This window comes from Ralstonia sp. RRA (assembly GCF_037023145.1).
Classification (GTDB): Bacteria; Pseudomonadota; Gammaproteobacteria; order Burkholderiales; family Burkholderiaceae; genus Ralstonia.
Genome location: NZ_CP146091.1, coordinates 944330 through 966693, shown reverse-complemented (window position 1 = coordinate 966693; position 22364 = coordinate 944330). Strand labels below are relative to the sequence as shown.

At 63.8% G+C, this 22364-nt stretch carries 18 protein-coding genes; 5 read left to right on the top strand and 13 right to left on the bottom strand.

The features are described 5' to 3' along the window. Window positions 1-81: 81 nt before the first annotated feature. The 3 genes from V6657_RS04655 to mdlC are packed head-to-tail and all read right to left on the bottom strand — an operon-like array spanning window position 82 to window position 4098. Window positions 82-1017, bottom strand: coding sequence for a 2-dehydropantoate 2-reductase (locus V6657_RS04655; protein ID WP_048931998.1), 936 nt, complete (start codon window positions 1015-1017; stop codon window positions 82-84). A gap of 7 nt (window positions 1018-1024) precedes the next feature. After that, window positions 1025-2509 carry an aldehyde dehydrogenase gene (locus V6657_RS04650; protein WP_048931929.1) on the bottom strand — a complete coding sequence of 495 codons (1485 nt, stop codon included), beginning with the start codon at window positions 2507-2509 and terminating at the stop codon, window positions 1025-1027. Next, complete coding sequence (gene mdlC / locus V6657_RS04645) at window positions 2509-4098, bottom strand: benzoylformate decarboxylase (RefSeq protein ID WP_048931928.1); 1590 nt, start codon at window positions 4096-4098, stop codon at window positions 2509-2511. Before mdlC ends, V6657_RS04650 begins: the two co-directional genes overlap by 1 nt. Window positions 4099-4200: 102 nt before the next feature. Between mdlC and V6657_RS04640 the strand changes: the two genes are divergently transcribed. Next, entirely contained in the window at window positions 4201-5100 is a 900-nt protein-coding gene (locus V6657_RS04640; protein ID WP_048931927.1) for a LysR family transcriptional regulator, read from the top strand. Window positions 5101-5113: 13 nt separating this feature from the next. Here the strand turns inward: V6657_RS04640 and V6657_RS04635 are convergent, their stop codons facing one another. Both V6657_RS04635 and msbA read right to left on the bottom strand, forming a co-directional pair. Beyond that, window positions 5114-5710 carry a peroxidase-related enzyme gene (locus V6657_RS04635; protein ID WP_048931926.1) on the bottom strand — a complete coding sequence of 199 codons (597 nt, stop codon included), beginning with the start codon at window positions 5708-5710 and terminating at the stop codon, window positions 5114-5116. A 52-nt stretch (window positions 5711-5762) separates the two neighbouring features. Further along, window positions 5763-7532, bottom strand: coding sequence for a lipid A export permease/ATP-binding protein MsbA (gene msbA, locus V6657_RS04630; protein WP_048931925.1), 1770 nt, complete (start codon window positions 7530-7532; stop codon window positions 5763-5765). 187 nt (window positions 7533-7719) lie between these two features. Here msbA and V6657_RS04625 point away from each other — a divergent pair, with 187 nt between their 5' ends. Next, complete coding sequence (locus tag V6657_RS04625; protein WP_048931924.1) at window positions 7720-8502, top strand: glycosyltransferase family 25 protein; 783 nt, start codon at window positions 7720-7722, stop codon at window positions 8500-8502. Window positions 8503-8518: 16 nt separating this feature from the next. On the opposite strand, the gene V6657_RS04620 is transcribed toward V6657_RS04625, so the two are convergent. The 5 genes from V6657_RS04620 to dnaE form a co-directional block, all read right to left on the bottom strand. Continuing rightward, window positions 8519-9361 carry a glycosyltransferase family 2 protein gene (locus tag V6657_RS04620; RefSeq protein ID WP_048931923.1) on the bottom strand — a complete coding sequence of 281 codons (843 nt, stop codon included), beginning with the start codon at window positions 9359-9361 and terminating at the stop codon, window positions 8519-8521. After that, on the bottom strand, window positions 9348-10121 hold the full coding sequence (locus V6657_RS04615) for a glycosyltransferase family 2 protein (protein ID WP_048931922.1): 774 nt from the start codon (window positions 10119-10121) through the stop codon (window positions 9348-9350). Before V6657_RS04615 ends, V6657_RS04620 begins: the two co-directional genes overlap by 14 nt. A gap of 12 nt (window positions 10122-10133) precedes the next feature. Then, window positions 10134-11414 (bottom strand): O-antigen ligase family protein, encoded by a 1281-nt coding sequence (locus tag V6657_RS04610; RefSeq protein ID WP_048931921.1) that lies wholly within the window; start codon window positions 11412-11414, stop codon window positions 10134-10136. Beyond that, complete coding sequence (locus V6657_RS04605) at window positions 11414-12478, bottom strand: glycosyltransferase (protein ID WP_048931920.1); 1065 nt, start codon at window positions 12476-12478, stop codon at window positions 11414-11416. The genes V6657_RS04610 and V6657_RS04605 overlap by 1 nt, the downstream gene beginning before the upstream one ends. Window positions 12479-12562: 84 nt before the next feature. After that, window positions 12563-16102, bottom strand: a complete 3540-nt coding sequence (gene dnaE / locus V6657_RS04600; protein WP_048931919.1) for a DNA polymerase III subunit alpha — start codon at window positions 16100-16102, stop codon at window positions 12563-12565. Between the two features lie 149 nt (window positions 16103-16251). On the opposite strand from dnaE, the gene V6657_RS04595 reads away from it, so the two are divergent. After that, entirely contained in the window at window positions 16252-17103 is an 852-nt protein-coding gene (locus tag V6657_RS04595; RefSeq protein WP_048931918.1) for a sulfurtransferase, read from the top strand. Window positions 17104-17295: 192 nt separating this feature from the next. On the opposite strand, the gene V6657_RS04590 is transcribed toward V6657_RS04595, so the two are convergent. Further along, window positions 17296-17868, bottom strand: coding sequence for a flavodoxin family protein (locus tag V6657_RS04590; protein WP_048931917.1), 573 nt, complete (start codon window positions 17866-17868; stop codon window positions 17296-17298). An 80-nt stretch (window positions 17869-17948) separates the two neighbouring features. Beyond that, window positions 17949-18647, bottom strand: a complete 699-nt coding sequence (locus tag V6657_RS04585; RefSeq protein WP_048931916.1) for a pirin family protein — start codon at window positions 18645-18647, stop codon at window positions 17949-17951. Window positions 18648-18753: 106 nt separating this feature from the next. On the opposite strand from V6657_RS04585, the gene V6657_RS04580 reads away from it, so the two are divergent. Both V6657_RS04580 and gluQRS read left to right on the top strand, forming a co-directional pair. Beyond that, the gene (locus tag V6657_RS04580; RefSeq protein WP_048931915.1) at window positions 18754-19656 is read left to right on the top strand and encodes a LysR family transcriptional regulator; all 903 of its coding nucleotides are present in this window, start codon (window positions 18754-18756) and stop codon (window positions 19654-19656) included. Window positions 19657-19722: 66 nt separating this feature from the next. Then, the gene (gene gluQRS / locus V6657_RS04575; RefSeq protein WP_048931914.1) at window positions 19723-20667 is read left to right on the top strand and encodes a tRNA glutamyl-Q(34) synthetase GluQRS; all 945 of its coding nucleotides are present in this window, start codon (window positions 19723-19725) and stop codon (window positions 20665-20667) included. A gap of 39 nt (window positions 20668-20706) precedes the next feature. Here the strand turns inward: gluQRS and V6657_RS04570 are convergent, their stop codons facing one another. Next, window positions 20707-22203 carry a DEAD/DEAH box helicase gene (locus V6657_RS04570; RefSeq protein WP_048931913.1) on the bottom strand — a complete coding sequence of 499 codons (1497 nt, stop codon included), beginning with the start codon at window positions 22201-22203 and terminating at the stop codon, window positions 20707-20709. Window positions 22204-22364 lie beyond the last annotated feature (161 nt).

The following is a 22364-nucleotide window of genomic DNA, read 5'->3' as shown; positions in this document are numbered from 1 at the left end:
GGGGTTGTCTCCATTGGGCTGGCGTCTGCGCGCCATTTATTTAACATGTTAACAATATAGGCGGACCCGCCTCCTGTTCAACTAGGGTGTTTGCGGATGCGCGGATTGCGCCTGCACCAGTCGCACCAACTGCATGAGCGTCTCGGTATGTGGCACACGCACGCCATGCCGATGCGCCGCGACGACCACGGCGCCATTGATCGACTCAATCTCGGTCGGGCGCCCGGCAAGCACGTCCTGCAGCATCGACGGCTTGTGCCCGCGATGCGCGACGATGGCGTGGCGCACGTTGTCGCTTACCTTGGTGGCGTCGACACTGATGCCGCTTGCTCGTGCCACCGCCAGCACTTCTTCGACAATGGTCAGCGCGAGCGCCGGCCCATCCTCCACCACGCCCAGCGCATCGACCGGGCGATTCAGCACCGTACACAGTGGATTGAGGGCGGCATTGAACGCGACCTTCTCCCACACGGCGCCCCATACGTTGGCATCGGCCTGGCAGCGCAGACCCGCGTCGGACAAGACACTGACGACACGCTCCAGCATCGGCCGATCAACACCATCGGCCGTCATCATGCGGATCACACCGGCACCATGCGAGCGCACGTGGCCGGCCCCCGCCAGATCCGCAGGCCACGTCGTCACACCAACGAGGATGCGTTCCTGCGGCACCACCGAAGCCAGCGCCTCTACATTGCCCAGACCGTTCTGCAACGTCAGCACATACGTGGACGGCCCGATCAGCTGACGCACACTCGCCAGTGCGGCACGCGTGTGCATCGACTTCGTGAAGACGATCAGCAGATCCGGCACCTGCGTTGCCTGGCTTGGACGCAGCGCCTGCAGGTTGCGCACGTGGCGGTCACCGGTATCGGTTTCCAGCCGCAAGCCGTGAGCGGCGATCGCACTGAGGTGTGCGTCGTTGATATCGAGCAACGTGACCTGCTCGCCCGTTTCCGCCAGCAACCCGCCGAACAGCGAGCCCATGGCGCCCGCACCCAGAATGGCGATCTTCATGCGCATCTCAGAATGGGTAGTGGCGCGGCGTGGTCTGCACCGTCATCCAGCGCAGCTCGGTAAATTCGGCCACACCCGCGCGGCCGCCAAAGCGCCCGAAGCCGCTCGCCTTGACGCCACCAAACGGCATCTGCGCTTCGTCGTGTACGGTCGGGCCGTTGATGTGGCAGATGCCCGATTCGATGCGGCGCGCGACGTTCATAGCGCGCGCCACGTCACGGCTGAACACGGCAGACGACAATCCATATGCGTTGTCGTTGGCGCACGCGATGGCAGCATCGTCGCCGCGCACACGCACGATGCCCTTGACTGGGCCGAACGACTCCTCCGAGTAGATCAACATGTCCGTCGTGACGTGATCGAGCAGCGTGGCGGGCATCAATGTGCTGGTCGCCTTGCCGCCGCACAGCAGCTTCGCGCCCTTGGCCAACGCGTCGTCGATCAAGTGATTGCAACGTTCGACTGTGCTCATGTCGACCACCGAGCCGAGCACCGCCGGCCCCTTGCGCGGGTCACCCAGCGGCAGCGAAGCGGCCTTGGCGGCCAGCTTCGCAACGAACGTATCGGCGATCGCTTCATCGACGATGATGCGTTCGGTGGACATGCAGATCTGGCCTGAGTTGGCGAACGCACCAAACGCCGCACCATCCACCGCAGCGTCGATGTCCGCATCAGCCAGCACCAGCAGCGGCGCCTTGCCGCCCAGCTCCAGCACAGCGGGTTTCAGATACGTGGCGCAGGTCTGCGCGATGATGCGCCCCACGCGCGTCGAGCCGGTGAAGTTGACGCGTCGCACCGCCGGGTGCGCAATCATCGCCTCCACGATGGCACCGGCATCGGCCGGCGCGTTCGTCACGAAGTTGACGACGCCCTTGGGCAGCCCCGCTTCCTGCAACGCTTCGATGATGAGTCCGTGCGTGGCAGGCGAGATCTCCGAGCCCTTGAGCACCACGGTATTGCCGCACGCCAGCGGTAACGCAATCGCGCGCGCAGCCAGGATGACCGGCGCATTCCACGGTGCGATGCCAAGCACCACGCCAGCAGGCTGACGCACCCCCATGGCGAGGCTGCCCGGCACGTCAGACGGAATGATCTCGCCGGCAATCTGCGTGACCATGGCGGCAGCCTCTTGCAAGCCGCTGGCGGCCAAGTGCACGTTGAAGCCTGCCCACAACGCGGAAGCGCCGGTCTCAGCAGCCATTGCAGCGGCAAAGGCTGCGCCCTTGGCCTCGAGCGCTTGGGCGGCGCGCATCAGCAACGCCCGACGCTCGGTCGGCCCTATGGCAGCCCAGCCTGGAAATGCAGCGGCAGCAGCGTCGACGGCATTGCGTGCGTCCTCCACCGTGGCCGCAGGCGCACGCGTCGCGACAGAACCATCCAGCGGGTTGTGACGCTCGAAGACCGCGCCATTGCTGGCTTGCACGCGCTCGCCATTGATCAGCATCGAGATGGTTTGCGCGCCCTCCAGCGGGGCGACATGCGTATTCGTCATCAGGCAATCTCCACTTCAATCAAAGTTGGTCCGGTGGATTGCAGCGCGGTGTGCAGTGCGGCCTCCAGCGCGTGCGGGTCCGTCACGCGCTCGCCGGTGCAGCCCATGGCACGAGCCAGTCCGACGCAGTCGATGCCGTGCAGGTCCGTGCCTTGCACCGGGTCGGTGGGTGCAAAGCCGAACACCGGCGCGAAATCCTGCAGGGCAGCATAACGGCGGTTGTTCAGGATCACGAACGTCATGGGCAACTTGAGCAGCGATGCGCTCCACAACGCCTGGATGGAATACATGCTCGATCCATCGCCAATCAGGCCGATCACGCGCGTGCCCGGCTTGGCGAGTGCCACGCCCACAGCGGCAGGCATGCCGTAGCCCAATCCCCCGCTATCCATGGTGTAGAACGCCCCAGAGCGACGCATTGGCAGATAGGTCTGCATCACGGAGCGCGCGCTGGGTGCTTCTTCGACGACGATATCTGCGGGGCCGCGCACGGCATCGAGCGTCTGCAAAACAAAGGCGGTGGACATTGGGGACGACGGCTCTGCTCGCGGCGATTTGACGCGGGACGCAGGCAGCGGTCGAGCGGGCGGCGCGGGCCTTGCTAGCAAGTCCTGCACGCCGAGGCGGATGTTGCCGACGGCCGAGATGCCCCCGGGCGTCCACGATGCAGTGGCCGGATCGTCGATCAGCTGTATGAGCTTGGCCCCCACAGGCACGTGCGGCCCATGACCTTCCACGTGATACGTGAACGCGGGTGCGCCAAGCGCAAACACCACGTCGTGACCCTGCAGCAGGGCGACGATCTTCTCGCGCATTGCCGGCAGGAAACCGGCGAACAGGCGGTGGTCTTCCGGAAACGCACCTCGTCCTGCCATGGGCGCGGTAAACACACGGGCGTTGTGCGCTTCGGCAAGCTGCACAACGGCGTCCCACGCACCGGCACGGTCTACCGCTGCCCCCACCACAAACGCTGGCCGTTGCGCCGCATCCAGCGCATCGCCGATGCGCGCGAGCGTCACAGGATCGGGCCGCACTTCATGCGCCACTTCATGTACGGCGACAGGCTCGGTCTGCTGATCCCAGTCATCCACGGGGATCGACACCAGCACGGGCCCGCGCGGCTCCTGCATGGCGATGTGATACGCACGGGCGAGTGCCTGCGGCACGTCCTGCGCGCGCGCCGGCTCGATGCTCCATTTGACGTACGGCTTGGGCAGTTCGGTGGCCTGGTTGGAGGCCAGGAACGGATCGAACGGCAGGATGGACCGCGCCTGCTGCCCGGCCGTGATCACCAGCGGCGTGCGGTTCTTGAACGCCGTGAAGATGTTGCCCATCGCGTTGCCGACACCGGCTGCCGAGTGCAAATTCACCAGCGCGGCGTTGCCGGTTGCTTGCGCATAGCCATCGGCCATGCCGACCACCACGGCCTCCTGCAGACCAAGGATGTAGCGGAAGTCTTCGGGAAAATCCCGGAACATCGGCAGTTCGGTCGAGCCCGGATTGCCGAACACATGGGTCATGCCGAGCCGGCGAAGCAACTCGATCGTGGCGTCGCGCACCGTGACAAGCGCGAGCGAAGTGCGGGTCATGCAGCGTCTCCTTGTATTGCTCTTTGCATTGGCCCGCCCAGTATGGGAGCCCCCCGCCTTGCGCGATATTGAATTTTCTGGCGAAAGTCATTACCTTTTGGCATGCCTTTCGATCTGCGCCAGTTGCGCGCTTTCACCACCATCGTCTCGGCCGGCAGCCTCGGGCGTGCCGCAGAGGTCCTGCACGTCACGCAACCGGCGCTGAGCCGCATCATCAAGCGGCTGGAAGACGAGGTAGGGGCGCCCCTGTTCGAGCGGCACTCCAAGGGGATGCAACTCACCGTCATTGGGCAGGCGCTGCTGCCGCACGCCACGCTGCTGCAGCGCGAAGCCGATTACGCACGTGAAGAGATCGACGCGATGCGCGGGCTTGCCAAGGGCACTATCCGCGTGGGTGCGGTCGGCAGCATCGCGAGCTGCGTCCTGCCGCTGGCGGTCGGCACGGTAGTGGCGCGCTGGCCGAACCTGCGTGTGGAAATACTGGAAGGCGTGTGGGACCGGCTGGCCGAGGGACTCGTCAAGCACGAGATCGACCTTGCGCTGTCGATGGCGATGCCGGATACGGACGAGATCATCGCGATTGCCGATTGCCGCTGGGAAGACGCGAGCTTCGTGGTCGCGTCGCCCGAGCACCCGTTGCGCAAGCGCCCCGCTCTGTCGCTCGCCGACACGATGCCTGCGCCTTGGGCCGTGCCACCGCACGGTACTGGCCCCTACGAGCACATGCGGCAGGTGTTCGAGGCCGCAGGCCTTGGGCTGCCCAATACCGTGGTGGAAACGCGCTCGGTCACGGCGCTCAAGAGCCTGGTGGCGCGCTCAGGCTTCCTGAGCTGGATGGCCGAGCCGATGATCGACGCCGAGCGCCGCGCCGGCGTAATCGAACCGCTGCCGATTCCCGGGCTGGTGGCGCGCCGCACGCTCACCGCGTTCCGGCGCCGCCACGGCATCCTGCCCAGCCCCGCCGTCAAGCTGCTCGAAGCATTGCGCGAGCTGACGGCCTAGACCGACCGGCCGCCTACTTCTTCTCGCGCGGCAGACGCCCCATCAGGAAGAACTCATCGTTCGGCCGCATCGAGATCACGTTCGCCATACGGTTCGACAGGCCGAAGAAGGCCGTGATGCCGGCGATGTCCCAGATGTCCTCGTCGTCGAAACCATGCACGCGCAATGCGTCGTAGTCGGCCTCGTCGACGGTGTGCGAGGCCGTGCAGACCTTCATCGCGAAGTCGAGCATGGCGCGCTGGCGCGAGGTGATGTCAGCCTTGCGATGGTTGACGGCAACCTGATCAGCCACGAGCGGATTCTTCTCGTAAATGCGCAGGATCGCACCGTGCGCCACCACGCAATACAGGCACTGGTTGGCGCCGGAGGTGGCCACCACGATCATCTCCCGCTCGCCCTTGGTCAGGCTGCTGCCTTCGCGCAGCATGAGTGCATCGTGGTAGGCAAAGAAGGCGCGGCACTCATCGGGCCGGTGCGACAGCGCGAGGAAGACGTTCGGCACAAAGCCGGTCTTCTCCTGCACTTCGAGGATGCGTGCGCGAATGTCTTCGGGAATGTCAGCCAGTTCAGGAACGGGGAACCGGCTGATGGGCGGCGTGGTGGTCGTCATGATGTCTCCTTTGGTGTGAGCATCACGAGCACGCCGCCCGGAAGTGAACTGCTTACTGAGTGGCGAACTGGATGCGATGCAGCCCAGCATACAACCCATCGCGGTCGATGAGTTCGCGGTGCGTGCCGGCCTCGGCAATCTTGCCGTGCTCGAGCACGATGATGCGGTCGGCGTTTTCGATGGTCGACAGGCGGTGTGCGATCACCAGCGTCGTGCGGCCTTCCATCAGCCGCTCAAGCGCGGCCTGCACCTGACGCTCGGATTCCGAGTCGAGCGCGGAGGTCGCTTCGTCCAGGATCAGAATCGGCGCATCCTTGTAGATGGCGCGGGCAATCGCCAGGCGCTGGCGCTGGCCGCCGGAGAGCTTCGAACCGTTGTCGCCAACGTTGGTGTCAACGCCTTCCGGCAGGTTGTCCACCATATCCGTCAGGTAAGCGGCTTCCAGTGCACGGCGCACCCGCGCCATGTCGATCTCGGAGGCGTCCCGCGCGCCATACGCCACGTTGGCAGCAATGGTGTCGTTGAACAGCACCACGTCCTGGCTCACGAAGGCGATCTGGCGGCGCAGATCCTGCAGCGACAGGTCAGCCAGCGCATCGCCGTCGAGCGAGATCGTGCCCGAGGTCGGATCAAAGAAGCGCGGCATCAGGTTCACCAGCGTGGTCTTGCCGCTGCCCGAAGGCCCGACCAGGGCGACGATCTCGCCCGGCTTCACATGCAGGTCGACATTGTCGAGCGCCGCCCTGCCATCCGCGCCGTAGCGGAAGGTCACGCGATCGAAGCGGATGTCACCGCGGGCGCGTTCGATATGCTTGCCGCCTTCCTGCGGTTCGATGGGCGTATCAATCAGACCGAAGATGAACTCGGCGGCCGTCAGGCCACGCTGCAGGGGCTGGTTCACATCCGTCAGATGCTTGAGCGGCGAGATCAGCAGCAGCATCGCCATCACAAAACCGGTAAAACCGCCGACCGTGGTCTGGTTGGCCTGTGCCTGCATCATGGCAATCGCCAGGATGACGGACAGCGCGAGCGCCGCCAGGAACTGTGTCACCGGTTGATTCAGGCCTCCGGCCACCGCCACGCGCATGGCATAGCTGCGCAGGCGGTTGGTCATGGCGTTGAAGCGCAGCGATTCGTAAGCCTCGCCGCCATGCAGCTTGACGACCTTGTAACCACCAACGGCCTCTTCCACCACGTAGGCGGCCTGGTTGGTCAGGTTCTGGCTCTCGCGGTTGAGCGAGCGCAGGCGGCGGTTGATACGCGACATCAGCAAACCGATGACCGGCAGAATCACCGCCACCACCAGCGTCAGGCGCCAGTTGGTATAGAAGAGGAAAACCAGCAGCGCCAACACCGTCATCGAGTCGCGCACCATCGTGATGAACACGCCGGTCAGCACCTGCAGCACCTGGTTCACCTCGAAGATCACGGCGTTGATGATCGACGCCGCCGTGTTCTGCTGGTAATACGACGCCGGCGCCTGCAGCAGCCGCTCGAACATCTTCACGCGCAGGTTCAACAGCACCTTGTTCGACACCAGGCTCAGCAGGTAGGTCGACGCAAACTGCGCCACGCCGCGCACCACGGCAATGCCGACCAGCATGGCCGGCACCTGCCACAGCTTGCCGGCGTATTCACCGCCAAAACCCTGGTCCAGCAGGTCCTTCACGACCTTGGGGATGATCCCTTCCGTGGCGGCCACCACGCCCATGGCAACCATGGAGAGAATGAACGCAGTGAGTTCAGGACGCAGGTACGTCCACAGGCGCTTGAGCAACGGCTTGGAGGGGTCTTGATGGTCAGACTTTGCTTGTATACTCACGGCGTTTTCAAATAAGGGTGGGCAGATTGCACCGCATTGCGACGGGCATTGCCGACAACATGTGCATGCTGCACCTGCCATCCGACAGACGGGCGACCCGGCATTTTACGGCAATCACCTGTTTCGGCCCATCCTGGTAGCAGAATCCACAGCCAAGACGCATTGCCGCGTCACCTGATCCTTCCGCATGAGTTCGCGCGTTCCCACGTTCTTCATCAATCTCGAGCACGACGTCGGGCGCCGCAAAGCCCTCGAAGATCAGCTTGATGCACTCGGCCTAGCGCACACGCGTTTTCCTGGCGTGTACGGTAAAGCACTCCCCGCCGATACACTGGCGAGCCACTATGACCACGCCCGTGCCGTTGCCGAAAGCCGCGAACTGACCGTCGGCGAAGTCGGCTGTGCGCTTAGCCACCTGGGCGTCTACCGCGCAATGCTGGAGCAGGATCTGCCCTACGCGCTCATCCTGGAGGATGATGCGAAGCTTGGGGCCGATGTGCCCGCCGTGCTCGATGCGCTGGCGCAGCAAGTCTCACCCGACGAACCCGTGGTAACGCTGCTCACGTATGTCAACCGTTACTACAAACGCAGCGCAAAACCGCTCGATGCCAGCCACAACGTGGTGAAGCTGGCGAACTATCAGTGGCTGGCGCACGGCTATTTCATCACACGCGCCGCGGCCAAACGCATGGTCGAACAGCTCTACCCGGTGTGGCTGGCGGCGGACTACTGGCACAAATTCGAGCGCGAAGGCATCGTACAGATGCGTGCGGTCGTGCCGTACGTGATCAGCGTGCAGGATTTCGATACCGGCTCCAACCTGGAGGCCGATCGCGCCATCAAGAGCCGCGAAGCCGACGAGGAGCGATGGCTCAGCCACCGCCTGCACCTGATCTTCGTGCACAAGTTCCTCTATCAGATCTTCGTGCGGCCGTTCCGCGGCATCGCCAAGCAGAAGAAGACGTGGTGAGCGCCAAGGCGCCAGTTCAGGCGCCTTGCCCGCGCAACTCCGTCAATCCCGCCTCAGCGCGGATGACATCGGTATTGCGGCGCGCCATCATTCGGCGGTAGTTGGGGCTTTCCTGCTCGCGAGATTGCTCGCGATGCCACAGGTGGAAGACCTCGGTCGCGCAGAAGCCGCGCTTGCGGCGCACACCAGCGTTGTACAGACGCACGGCCAGGTCAGCATCTTCATGGCCCCAACCGACAAAGCTCTGGTCAAAGCCATTCACGCGCTCGAAATCGCTGCGCCACACGCCCAAGTTGCAGCTCTTGATGCCACGCAGGCTCGTGTCCTTGAACGTGCGCGGAACAGGCAGGCCCGGTACCAGCAGCGGCAAGAACTTGTTGATGCGGCCAGCACGCCAGGAGCTGAACCAGTAGGCGAGGTCCTTCAAGTGGATGTCGGTCTGCTGCGCGATAACGTCACGCGTCATCTCTTCGCTCAGTAGGATGCGGCTGCCAGACAACAAGCGCCCCGGCTCAGCCAGTGCGCGGTGCCGGGCGACGAAGTCTGGGCGCGGCACGCAATCGCCATCGAGAAAGACCAGATAGTCGGCATCGGTTGCCAGCACGCCGCGATTGCGGATCTCGGCTGCGCGGAAACCGTCGTCGGGGTGCCAAACATGGCGCAATGGATACGATGCCGTCTTGGCGGCGGTTTCCACCGCCAAGCGCGTATCGTCGCGCGAACCATCGTCGGCAACGATCACATCAAACGCTTGATCAGTCTGCGCGCCACAACCGGCCAACACGCGGGCTAGCGCATCCGGGCGGTTGTAGGTCGTGACGATCAGCGCGATGCGACGCGGGCAATCAGCGCTTGCCATGACGATGCAGCATCATCAGCTTGATGTAGCGGTAGTACGTGCCCTCTGCGTTGGACACAGCCAGCATGAAGCCTTCCGCGCCATCCAGGAAACCGCGCTGGATGATGTAGGTGCGAATGAACGCCCACAGCCCGTGGCCGATCGCACTGCCCAACGATGCGCGCTTGCCCTTGGCATAGGCTGCAGCGGCGCCGGCCGTGGAGTAATCGTTGGCCTTGTCGAGTGCGGCCCGCAGGTCGGGAATCGAGTAGTGAATGATCGGCGCGCGAAAATCGCCGACGGTACCTTGGAACACTAGGTGCGAATGCACCGGCGCATCGAAGAAGGTCACCTGCTCGCGCTTGAAGAAGCGGCGGATGCGGTCTGGCCACCAGCCCGAATGCTTCATGAAGCGACCGCAGAAGCTGGAGCTGCGCGGCATGGAATACACCGTATGCGAGCTGCCCGATTCGAGCACCGCGATCATCTCGGCACGCAACTCGGGGCTGATCCGCTCATCGGCGTCCAGCGACAGAACCCAGTCGGTGCGTGCCTCACGCAATGCACGGTTGGACTGTTCGCCGTAGCCCGGCCAGTCCGTTTCGAACACGCGGGCGCCCAGTTCGCGGCAGATGTCTTGCGTACCGTCCGTGCTGCCGGAATCAAAGACGATGACGTCGTCCGCCCAATCGCGCACCGAGCGGATGCAATCGCCGATGTCGGCGGCTTCATTCTTGGCGACGATGATGACGGCGAGCGTGGCTCGGTTGGATGCGGACATGCGAAGACGATCTCAGAGAACAGGATTGGCGCCAAGCTCTTGCCGGCGCCGGTGAATATGCGCGGTGAACACGGCCACCATCACGCTGTAGAACACGACAGTCTGCGCGATGATGAGCATCACCTCGGTCAGCCCAAACAGCATGAAACCGACGCACAGTGTGAGGCCCATGGCCCCGGTGGTCCGGAGGATGCGGTCATCGCACAGCGTGGCGCGCAGGAAGTACGCAGCAGGCACCAGATACAACGCCAGCAATGCACCAATGCCCAGTACGCCAAGCGTGGCGCCATTGTATAGAAACTCGTTGTGGGCATGCTCGAAGGCGGTGGCTTCTTGGGTGATCACACCCTCGGCATGAATCGCCTGCAGGCTGTTATGGAACTCGCCCCGACCGACACCCGCCAGCGGGTGGCGCGTCAACATCAGTGCGGCCGCCTTCCAGAGTTGGAAACGAATGCCGACTGAGGTGTTGGCCTGGCCAGCCTCGTAGGCATGAATGTCGCTAAGTGCTTGATCGAAGCGAGTACGAACCATGCTCGACGAGACACAAACGGCTGCCAGCAGCGCGAAAAATACCAGCAATGCGGTCACCCGCTTCTTCCAGCTCACGTGGCGCAGCGTCGCCACAGCAATCAGCAGCAATACAGGAATCGCAATCCAGCCGCCTCGCGACTGCGACATATACGATGCGTAGAGCCCCGCTGCACCTCCCGTCATGCGCAACACGATGAGCGGCCAACCCTCATTGCGTGCCCAGCCGATGGAGATCAACGAGAACAGCCCCAGCAGCAGCGACACATTGCCGAACGGAATGGTGTTGGAAAAAGCACCCACCATATCCGGCCGATCACCGCGCAGCTCCAAGTACGCCCACACCGCTGAGGTGATGGCGCCGATTACGCAGCCCCACTGCACGTTCTGCAACTGTGCAGGCCGCAATTGCAGCAGGCCAAACAACACAAAGCCAAACAGCCACAGCCGTCCATAAGCAAACGGCACTCCACGCGGCGCAGCAGGGTTCAACAGCGCGCTCACCAGCATGGCCGTCGGCATCGCCACCATGGCCAGGATCAACCAGCGATGCTCACACCACATCGCACGCAGCCGATCATTCAACGCCGAATACCCCACCAGCATCGACAAAAGTGCTGACACCAGCAGCAGCGTGAACGCGAGGAATGCCGCGCCATGCATGGACAGCATGAGTGCCGGCAGGATGACAATCCCCAGCACCGACAGAACCGCCGGCAGGCCGGAAACGGCTGCCCGACCGCGTTGTGCCACACCGCTCATCACAGAGCCCCCGCGCCCGGCGCCAAGGCCAGCAAGGCGTCAATGTGTGCGCAAACGCCCGGGTCATAGCGCAAATGCTCGCGCGGAGTCGCCAGCCTTGCCTGCCCAGCCTGCGCACGCGCTACCGCCGCCTCAATGGTGCGGGCAAGCGTGGCCGGATCGTTCACGTTGAAGGTCGGCGCGCCCTCGTCGGAAATCACCTCGGTACAGGCGATGTTGCTCGCCAGCACGGCGGGCGTACCACACAGCACGGACTCCACCCCGATCAACCCGAACGGCTCGTAGTGCGAGGCGAGGATCGTGTAGTCCGCCGCACGGTAGACGTTCTCGATGTCCTTGCGATAACCGAGGTAGCGGATGTTGGGCGAGGTTGACGATACCGGCCGCCCGATCACGGCCAGCTGTACCGGCAGCGTCGTCTTCGAGAAGAACGCCTCCAGCAGCGGATAGCCCTTACGCTTGTGGCTCGACGACGGAAACACGAAGGTAACGCGGTCGCGGGAGAAGCCCAGCTCATCTCGCAGGCGCTGGCGTTCGGCCTCATCCACCAGCGAAAATTTTTCCTCGCTCACCGGCGGGTACACGGTCTTCACCTTGGCTTCGGGGATGTCGTAATAGTCGAGCACCTCCTGCGCCATCAGTTTCGAGTGCGCGACGATCACGTGCGAGCGCACGTAGTCACGCCGCTCCAGCGCGATCTGCTGGCGGTCCCAGAAGGCAGGGGCCTTGGGAAAGCTTTTCAGATAGCCGATGTGCGTACCACCGCAGATGGCGATGTCCGACGCCCCGGTGCGATTGCAGCCGATCATCAGGTCGATATGCTCGCGCTTGGCCAGATGGCGCACCAGCCAGCCGAAGACGTGGTCATTGAGTTTGCCCGTCAGCTTGCGCGTGGGCAGTGCGATGGCCTTGACCTGGGCGTATTCGGGCAGCGCCTTATCAACCGTTTTGGCAAAGAACACAGGACGGATGGCGCGCTCATGCAGGCCGCGGACCAAATCCATCGCGTAGCGCTCGCTACCGCCGCTGTAACCCAGCGCGTTGCACGAGATTCCGACGTTCATGGATGCTGAGGATGTAATCGTGTGAAGTCTGCTGTGGTGTCGGGCCGGCGCCCGACGAAGGCGCCCCCCGGCACCCTCTTCGAATTAGTCGTACATCGTGAGCACGTTCTCGGCGTCCAGCGCCTGGCGCAGCGCCGCGATCGCCTCCTCGCTAGGCACGATGCGCCAGGCATCGCCCAGCACGGCCTCGCAGCGAGCCTGCTCGCAGATATAGCTGATGCGCACGGACACGCCGTTGCCATCCGTTGCCACGTGTGGCGCCAATAGGTCGCGCAACTTGGCAGATGTCGAATTGCCGTTCATCGACAACCGGATGGCGCGGGCAAACTTGGCGCGCGCCTGCGTCAGGTCCATCACCGACTCGGCCGTCACGCGCACCCCACCGGTGAACATGTCGTGGCGGGCACTGCCCTGCACGATCAGCACTTCGTCTTCCTTGAACAACGCGCGGTTGGCTTCGAAGACTTCGTTGAAGACCGTCACTTCGGTCGCCTCGCTGGCAGAGCCGTCGTCGAGCATGACGATAAGCATCTTGCCGCGCTGGGTCATCTGCGTGCGCTGGCCAACGATGACGCCGGCGACGGTCTTGTTGCGCGCGTCGCGGTTGCCCCCCCAGCCACCACCCGCACCGCCACCGCCGCCGTTGCCCTTGCTCGTCACTTCCTGGGCGAGGTCGGCCAGCGTGGTGCGCGCAAAGCGGCGCACCTCGTCGCGGCATTCGTCGAACAGGTGGCCGGACAGGTAGAAGCCCAGCGCCTGCTTTTCTTCCTGCAGCTTGCGCTTGGTGGTCCAGGCCGGCTCGTCGACGAGTTCAGGGCGGTGCGCTTCGGCATCGTCGCCGCTCATCAGATCGAACAGCGAGACTTGGTTTGCCGCGGCAGCCTTCTGCTCGGCGGCTTCCATGGCCAGGCCGATCGAGGCGAGCAGCTGCGCGCGATTGTCATTGAGGCTGTCGAACGCGCCGGCACGCACCAATGCTTCGATCGTGCGGCGATTGACCTGGCGGCGGTCAACACGCTCGCAGAAATCGAACAGGTCTTTGAACGGACCGTCTTCGCGCGCGCGCAGGATATCTTCGATGGCACCCTGCCCGCTGCCCTTGATGCCACCCAGGCCGTAGCGGATGGTCTTGGCATCGGTCGGCGCAAAGCGGTACTGGCTCGCATTGATGTCGGGCGGCAGCACCTTCAGGCCGTTCTTGCCGACGCAATCGTCATAGAGGACCTTCACCTTATCGGTGTCGTCCATGGCGAGCGACATGTTGGCTGCCATGAATTCGGCCGGGTGATGCGCCTTGAGCCATGCGGTGTAGTACGCCAGCAGCGCATACGCCGCCGCGTGCGACTTGTTGAAGCCGTAGCCCGCGAACTTCTCCATCAAGTCGAAGATTTCGTCGGCCTTTTCGGTGGTCAGGCCATCCTTGGCGGCACCCGCACGGAACAGCGCGCGGTGCTCGGCCATTTCTTCAGCCTTCTTCTTACCCATCGCACGGCGCAGCAAGTCGGCGCCGCCGAGCGAGTAGCCGCCCACGATCTGCGCCATCTGCATCACCTGCTCCTGGTAGACCATGATGCCGTAGGTCTCCTTGAGCACCGGCTCGACGCGCGGGTCGGGGTACTCCACCTTCTCGCGGCCGTGCTTACGGGCGCAGAAGCTGGGGATCAGGTCCATCGGGCCTGGGCGATACAAAGCCACCAGGGCGATGATGTCCTCGAAGCGGTCAGGCTTGGCGTCCTTCAGCATGCCCTGCATGCCGCGGCTTTCCAGCTGGAATACGGCGACCGTGTTGGCCGATTTGAGGATGTCGAACGCCGCCTTGTCGGTCAGCGGAATCTGGCTGCAATTCCAGTCCGCCTTGGACGGGTCGAGCATGCGGATATAGCGCTCGGCCCAGTCTAGGATGGTCAGCGTAGTCAGGCCCAAGAAGTCGAACTTGACCAAGCCCACGGCTTCCACGTCGTCCTTGTCGTACTGGCTGACGACGCCGGCGTCTTCCCCGCCCTGCGTATAGAGCGGGCAGAAATCGGTCAGCTTGCCCGGGGCGATCAGCACACCGCCCGCGTGCATGCCGACGTTACGTGTCATGCCTTCCACGCGCTGGGCAAGTTCCAGCAGCTGTTTGACTTCTTCTTCGTTGGCTTCACGCTCGGCCAGCAGCGGCTCTTCCTTCTTCGCCTCTTCCAGCGTGACGAGCTTGCCCGGCTTGAACGGGATCAGCTTGGCCACGCCATCGACGAAGTTGTAGCCGAGATCAAGCACGCGGCCCACGTCGCGCACCGCGGCCTTGGCGGCCATGGTGCCGAAGGTGGCGATCTGCGAGACGGCGTCCTTGCCGTACTTTTCCTTCACGTACTGGATGACGCGGTCGCGCCCGTGCTGGCAGAAGTCGATGTCGAAGTCAGGCATCGACACACGTTCCGGGTTCAGGAAACGCTCGAACAGGAGGTTGTACTTGAGCGGGTCCAGATCGGTAATGCCCAGCGCATACGCCACCAGCGAGCCAGCACCCGAGCCCCGGCCCGGCCCCACCGGCACGCCGTTGTTCTTGGCCCAGTTGATGAAGTCCGCCACGATCAGGAAGTAGCCCGGGAAGCCCATCTTGATGATGGTGCCGGTCTCGAACTCCAGGCGGGCGTAGTACTCGGGCCGCTTCGATTCGCGTACCGCCTCGTCGGGGAACAGCACTTCCATGCGCTTTTCCAGACCTTCCTTGGCGAGGTGGACGAGGTAGTCGTCCAGCGACATGCCGTCGGGCGTCGGGAACAGCGGCAGCTTGGGCTTGCCCAGCTCCAGCGTGAGGTTGCAACGCTGCGCGATCTGCACCGCGTTGGCCAGCGCGGACGGGATGTCGGCAAACAGCGCGCACATCTCGTCCTGCGTCTTGAAATACTGGTCGGTCGTGAAGCGGCGGGCGCGGCGCGGGTTGGCGAGCAACTCGCCTTCCGAGATGCACGTACGCGCCTCGTGCGCCGTAAAGTCATCCGGCGTCATGAACTGCACCGGATGTGTGGCAACCACTGGCAGTTGCATCGCCGACGCCAGCTTCACCGCCTGCTGGATGTACGCCTCGGTGCCGGCGTGGCCGGCACGCTGCAGCTCGATGTAGAACGCGTTCGGGAAGATGCGCGACCAGTTTGTCGCCAGCTTGCGCGCCAGCGCATCGTTGCCGTTGGCCAACGCCATGCCGATATCACCGGCCATGCCGCCGGACAAGGCCAGCAAGCCGGTCGCAAGCGGCGCATCTTCTACGCCGGGCTCGTCAAACCATTCGGGGGCAATTTCTGCGCGACCGCGATGTTGATTGCTCAGCCAAGCACGTGCCAGCAATTGGCACAGATTGAGATAACCCTGCTTGTTACGCACCAGCAGCAGCAGGCGGCTGGGCTTGTCGCGCTCGTCGTGATTGGTGATCCACACGTCGGCACCGACGATGGGCTTGATGCCCTTGCCGCGCGCTTCCTTGTAGAAGCGCACCAGCCCGAAGGCGTTGGCGAGATCAGTCAGCGCCAGGGCGCCCATGCCATCTTTGGCGGCGGCCTTGACGGCGTCGTCAAGGCGGACGTTGCCATCGACGACGGAATACTCGGAGTGGAGACGGAGGTGGACAAAGCGCGGCGAATTCATCCGCGTATTGTAACGGCTGACACCTTCCGTCAAGCATTCGGCGCCTACCGAATTGACCTGTAGCAACCCGCGCCGCTGCGTGGGCCGTTATAATTTCGGCTTACGAATCAACGGGTTACCCAGGCGCCCCAAAACCGGCGCGGCAGCACATGCAGATCGTCAATATTTCCGCTTACAAATTCGTCACCCTCGAAGACCGCGAGACCCTGCGCCCCGCCCTGCTGGCCGAGTGCCAGGCGCGCGAGCTCAAGGGCACCGTGCTGCTGGCACCCGAGGGCATCAACATCTTCCTGGCGGGCTCGCGTGAGGCGATCGACGGCATCGTCGGCTGGCTGCGCGCCGATCCGCGCTTTGCCGATCTGGCACCGAAGGAAAGCCTGTCCGACCATCAGCCGTTCCGCCGCCTGCTGGTGCGCCTGAAGAAAGAAATCATCACCATGCGCCATCCGCTGATCCGCCCGGAAGATGGCCGTGCTCCATTTGTCACGCCGCCGAACCTGAAGCGCTGGCTCGATCAGGGCCACGACGACGAAGGCCGCCCCGTGGTGATGCTCGACACGCGCAATGACTATGAAGTGGCGGTCGGCACCTTCAAGAACGTCGTCGAATACAACCTCAAGAAGTTCACCGAATTCCCGCCCGCCATTGCCGCGCACAAGGACGACTTTGCCGGCAAGACCGTCGTGTCGTTCTGCACGGGCGGCATCCGCTGCGAAAAGGCGGCCATCCACATGCAGGAGATCGGCGTGGAGCGCGTGTACCAGCTCGAAGGCGGCATCCTCAAGTACTTCGAAGAAGTGGGCGGCGATCACTACGACGGCGACTGCTTTGTCTTCGACCACCGCACGGCGCTCAACCCCGAATTGCTGCCGGCCGGCCCCAAGCAATGCTTCGCCTGCCGCGCCGTGGTCACGCCGGAAGAGCAGCAATCCCCCGACTACATCCCCGGCCAGCGCTGCCCGCATTGCGCGGACAGCCAGAAGACCCGCGCCGCCGCATGAAGCGCCTCGCCGTCACCCTCCTCTGCGTGCTCTGCCTTGCGACATTGGGCGGTTGCTCGACGAGTTGCGCAGGTGGATCGAACCGTGGCGTCTTCTGCGGAGCGGGCACGCGGTTCTGAGCCTACATTCCACATCGCGCACCAATAAAAAACGCCGGACATGCCGGCGTTCTTCTTTGGGCGCTCAACCTTCTTACTGACGGCCGCGCACGAACTGGTTGGTGATGGCGACAACGCGTTCGCCGAACAGCTTGGCGGTTTCCAGATCACCGGGCAGCGGGCCTTCTTCGGGGCTGGCGTCCGACGGCGATTGCGACAACGCACCACCAAACCCACCCAGGTAGTTCACGTCGTTGCGCGTGGCCGCCTTGCTGTTGGCCGGCATCATGCCAGTGCCAACCCAGATCATTCCGTGCTGCTGCGACAGCGTCCATAGGTACTGGATCGACGAGAATTTGTCGCCGTTCATCGACGCCGAGTTCGTGAAGCCCGCGGCGATCTTGTCCTTCCATGCGCCGGTGAACCATGCCTTGGACGAGGCATCGGCAAATTTCTTGAAGTCGCCCGAGACACCGCCCATGTAGGTCGGCGCGCCAAAGATGATGGTGTCGACACCAGCGAGCAGCGTCCAGGTGTCGTCATTGACGTCGGCCACCGAGATCAGGTGAGCTTCGGCGCCGGCGGCTTGCACGCCGGCAAAAACAGCCTCGGCCTGCTTCTTGGTATGGCCATAACCACTGTGATAAACGATCGCAACGTGTGCCATGGGAATCCTCTTGTGGGTTGGGGTACGACAGGAAACAACAGAAAAACGAAAAACGGCGCACCTAGCGTGCGCCGCCAACATTACGGCAAATCGAACACCAGCACTTCGCTGTCTTCGCCGCCGGAGAGCGTCACCGCCGCTTCGCTGGTGAGCTTGGCAGCATCGCCACCGACCAGGGTGCGACCGTTGACGCTCAGCTTGCCACGCACCACGTGCACGTAGACGCGACGGCCCTCGGCGATGGGCAGCGTCGCCGTTTCGGCGCCATCGAATCGGCCAGCGTAGAGCGACATGTCCTGATGCACCGTCACCGAGTCATTGCGTCCGTCATTGCTGGCAATGAGGGCCAGCTTGCCGCGCTTGGCAGCGTCATCAAAGCGGCGCTCTTCGTAGCCGGGCGTGAGGTTCAACTGCGCGGGCAGCACCCAGATCTGCAGGAAATGCGTGGTCTGGTCCTGCGCGTGGTTGAACTCGGAGTGACGTACGCCTGTCCCAGCCGTCATGCGTTGCACGTCGCCGGGGCGCAGTACGCTGCCATTGCCCATGCTGTCCTTGTGCGCCAGCTCACCGTCCAGCACGTAGCTGATGATTTCCATGTCGCGGTGGCCGTGCGTGCCGAAGCCCATGCCGGCGGCAACGCGGTCTTCGTTGATGACGCGTAGCGGCCCGAACTGGACGTGCTCCGGGTCCATGTAATCGGCAAACGAGAAGCTGTGATACGACTTGAGCCAGCCGTGGTCTGCGTAACCGCGGTCTTGAGAGTGGCGGATTTCAATCATTTTGATGAATCTCCTATCCAAATTACTGCGTTGATGTGTGAATGGTACGCAGATTGGCTATAGTTGCGCCGTACGGCTTTGATTCATTCCATCAAAAATTCTGAATATGGCGCTCTCGCTGGAATCCCTGGAAGTCTTGGACGCGATTGAACGCAAGGGTAGCTTTGCCGCCGCCGCGCATGAACTGGGCAAGGTGCCCTCCGCGCTCACGTATGTGGTGCGCAAGCTGGAGGATGATCTGGATGTGTTGCTGTTTGACCGCCGCCGCCACCGCGCAGAACTCACGCCCGCCGGCCGCGCACTGCTCGACGAAGGCCGCCATCTGCTGCAGGCCGCCGACGACCTGGCCCGCCGCGTCAAGCGCCTGGCCACCGGCTGGGAGGCCACGCTGACCATCGTGCTGGACAACCTTGTGTACTTTCGCGCGCTGCTGCCTGTGATCCAGGATTTCTACGCTGAGAACACCGCCACCCGCTTGCGCTTCAGCCGTGAAGTCCTGGGCGGCACGTGGGACGCCCTGCTCTCCGGGCGCGCCGATCTGCTGCTCGGCCCCGCGCACACCGCGCCAGTGCAAGGTGTACAGACGCGCACGCTTGGCGCCATTCCATTCGTCTTTGCGGTGGCGACGCACCACCCGCTTGCGCAGGCACAGGAGCCTGTCCCCGCAGCGGCCATCGCGCGCCATCGCATCGTTGCCGTGGGCGATACGTCACGCAACCTGCCGGCACGCACCATCGGTGTCATGGCTGGCCAGGACACACTGGTGGTGCCGACCATGGATGACAAAATCCAGGCGCAGATCCGTGGCCTGGGCTGCGGTTGGCTGCCGGTACCGCTGGCGCAGCCGTATCTCGATTCCGGTGTGCTGATCGCCAAGGAAACCACCGAAGACCGCCGCCTCGGCACATTCCAGGTGGCGTGGCGCAACAACATGCGCGGCAAGGCATTGCAATGGTGGGTCGACAAGCTGGAAGACCCGCGCCTGGCGCAGGCACTGCTGATGCAGTAACGGCAATTGCAGGGGCACGCAGGCAAAATCGCGCAAAATAGTGGAATCCGTGCCTGGAGTTTTGCGTTGTCCCAAGCCAATCTCGATTTTCCCGATCCTTCTGCCACGCCGGTGCGCGACGCGTACCGTGGCCGCTTCGCGCCCTCGCCCACGGGGCCGCTGCACATCGGTTCACTGGTCACTGCGCTGGCAAGCTGGCTTGATGCCCGCGTGCACGGCGGCACGTGGCTGGTGCGCATTGAAGACATCGACTTCCAGCGCAATGTGCCCGGCGCCGATCGCGACATCCTTGCCGCACTCGAAGCACTTGGCCTGACGCCTGACGAAGCCCCGCAATGGCAGAGCGCGCATCTGCATCGTTTTGAAACGGCGCTGGCACAACTGCAGGCCGTCGACCGGCTCTATCCATGCGGCTGCACGCGCCGCGAGATTGCCGACTCCGTCACCACCATCGACGCGAATGGCCGCCTGCGCCACCAGACACTCATCTATCCCGGCACCTGTCGCAACGGCTTGAATGGGCGCTCGCCGCGCGCATGGCGTGTGCGCGTGCCGGAGGCCGACACCGCCACAATCTGCTTTGAGGACCGCTGGCAAGGCACGCAGTGTCAGAACCTCGCCGAAGCCGTGGGCGATTTCGTGCTCAAGCGCGCCGATGGCATGTGGGCGTATCAGATTGCCGTGGTGGCAGACGATGCCGCACAAGGCATTACCGATGTGGTGCGCGGGGCCGACCTGCTCGACTCGACGCCACGCCAGATCTATCTGCAACAACTGCTTGGGCTACCCCCCGTGCGCTACATGCACGTGCCAGTGGTGGTCAACGCCGACGGTGAAAAGCTGAGCAAGCAGACCGGCGCACGCGCCATCAACCGCAGCCAGCCGCTCGCCGCACTGACCGAAGCGGCGCGGCATCTGGGGCTGGAGATTCGAGCGGAAGATCTGGAGGGGTTCTACCGGGACGCCGTCCCGGCCTGGGCCAATCGCCTTGCACGATTGGCAACTGCGTGACCCCGGCGACATAGTTGTCGCCGTTTTCAACGCAATGACTTAGCGCTTGCGCGGCACGCCACCAAGGAGTGCTGCAATCGGACGCTTGGCGCTGCGCGGATGACCTGCCGGTTGTGCCGGCTTGGCTGTCTCTGCGGTTTCAGCCGGCGCCGTCGATTCGTACGGGCGGTTGAAGAACGGATCGTCGGACGGACGGAACGCCGGGCGCACGATGGTGTGATCCAGCACGCGGGCGCCATTGCGCTCATCACGCTCGCGGGCGCGCCGGACTTCACCGCGCGCACGCTTCTCATCGCGCTCGCGGCGCTCACGGTCGCGGGCCTGCTCGCCGGTCGGGTCGAAGTCGGTCAGTTGCTCGCGCGGCAGGTTGCGCTTGATCAGCTTTTCGATGTCGGCCAGGAAACGCTCGTCACCCGGCGCGAACAGCGACAGTGCATCACCCGAGGCGCCGGCACGACCCGTACGGCCGATGCGGTGCACGTAGTCTTCCGCATTGAACGGCAGGTCAAAGTTGATCACGCATGGCATCTGCGAGATATCGAGACCGCGCGCTGCCACGTCGGTGGCAACCAGCACGTCGACGGTGCCCTGCTTGAACGCTTCGAGCGTTTGCATGCGCTCGGTCTGCGTCTTGTCGCCGTGGATGGCGTTGGCGTTGATGCCTTCGCGCTCCAGCGCACGCGCCAAGCGTGAACAGCCGATCTTGCTGTTGGAGAACACGATGCACTGGCGCGGCAGGCCTTGGTCCGCACGCTGCTTCAACAGGTGCACGAGCGCGGCCTGCTTGTGGTTGTCCGGCACCGTATAGATGATCTGGCGGACGTTCTCTGCCGTGGCGTTGCTGCGTGCCACTTCGATCGTCTGCGGATGACGCAGGTAGCTGGCGGCCAGCTTCTTGATCTCGGGCGAGAACGTGGCCGAGAACAGCAGCGTCTGGCGATGCGCCGGCAGCAGGTTGATGATGCGCTGCAGGTCGGGCAGGAAGCCCATGTCGAGCATGCGGTCCGCTTCGTCCAGCACCAGCATGCGCACTTGCGACAGGTTCACGCTGCGCTGTTGCACATGGTCGAGCAGACGGCCCGGCGTAGCGACGAGGATTTCCACGCCGCGGCGCAGTTGCTCGGTCTGCGGGTTCATGTCGACACCGCCGAACACGACCGCGCTGCGCAGCGCCGTGTACTTCGCGTACTTGGCAACGTTGTCGTACACCTGATCGGCCAGCTCACGCGTGGGCGTGAGGATCAGCGCCCGTACCGGGTGGCGTGCCGGCGACGCGCTCGTGTTGGCGTCAGGCAGCAGGTTGTGGATGATCGGCAGCGAGAAGCCGGCGGTCTTGCCGGTGCCCGTTTGCGCGGCGCCCATGACGTCGCGGCCGGCAGTGACCACCGGAATGGCGGCAGCCTGGATGGGCGTGGGCTTGGTGTAACCGCTTTCGGTCAGCGCGCGGAGGACGTCCGGATGCAGGCCGAAGCTGTCGAATGTCACCGATTCGTTGGCCGGTGCTTCAGACGCTTCAGACATCGTTGCAGTATTCATAGGGGAGATGCAGCATGCCGGTTGGCATGGCGGCGCGACAGACCCAAGCGGAAAACCCGCAAGCGGCTCGCGCAAAGCGTTAAAAATCAAAAGTTTATCACGTGAGGGTCGGCACAGGCCGGATGAACAGCATGCCGGCGCCCGCGTGGGCACCACATCTG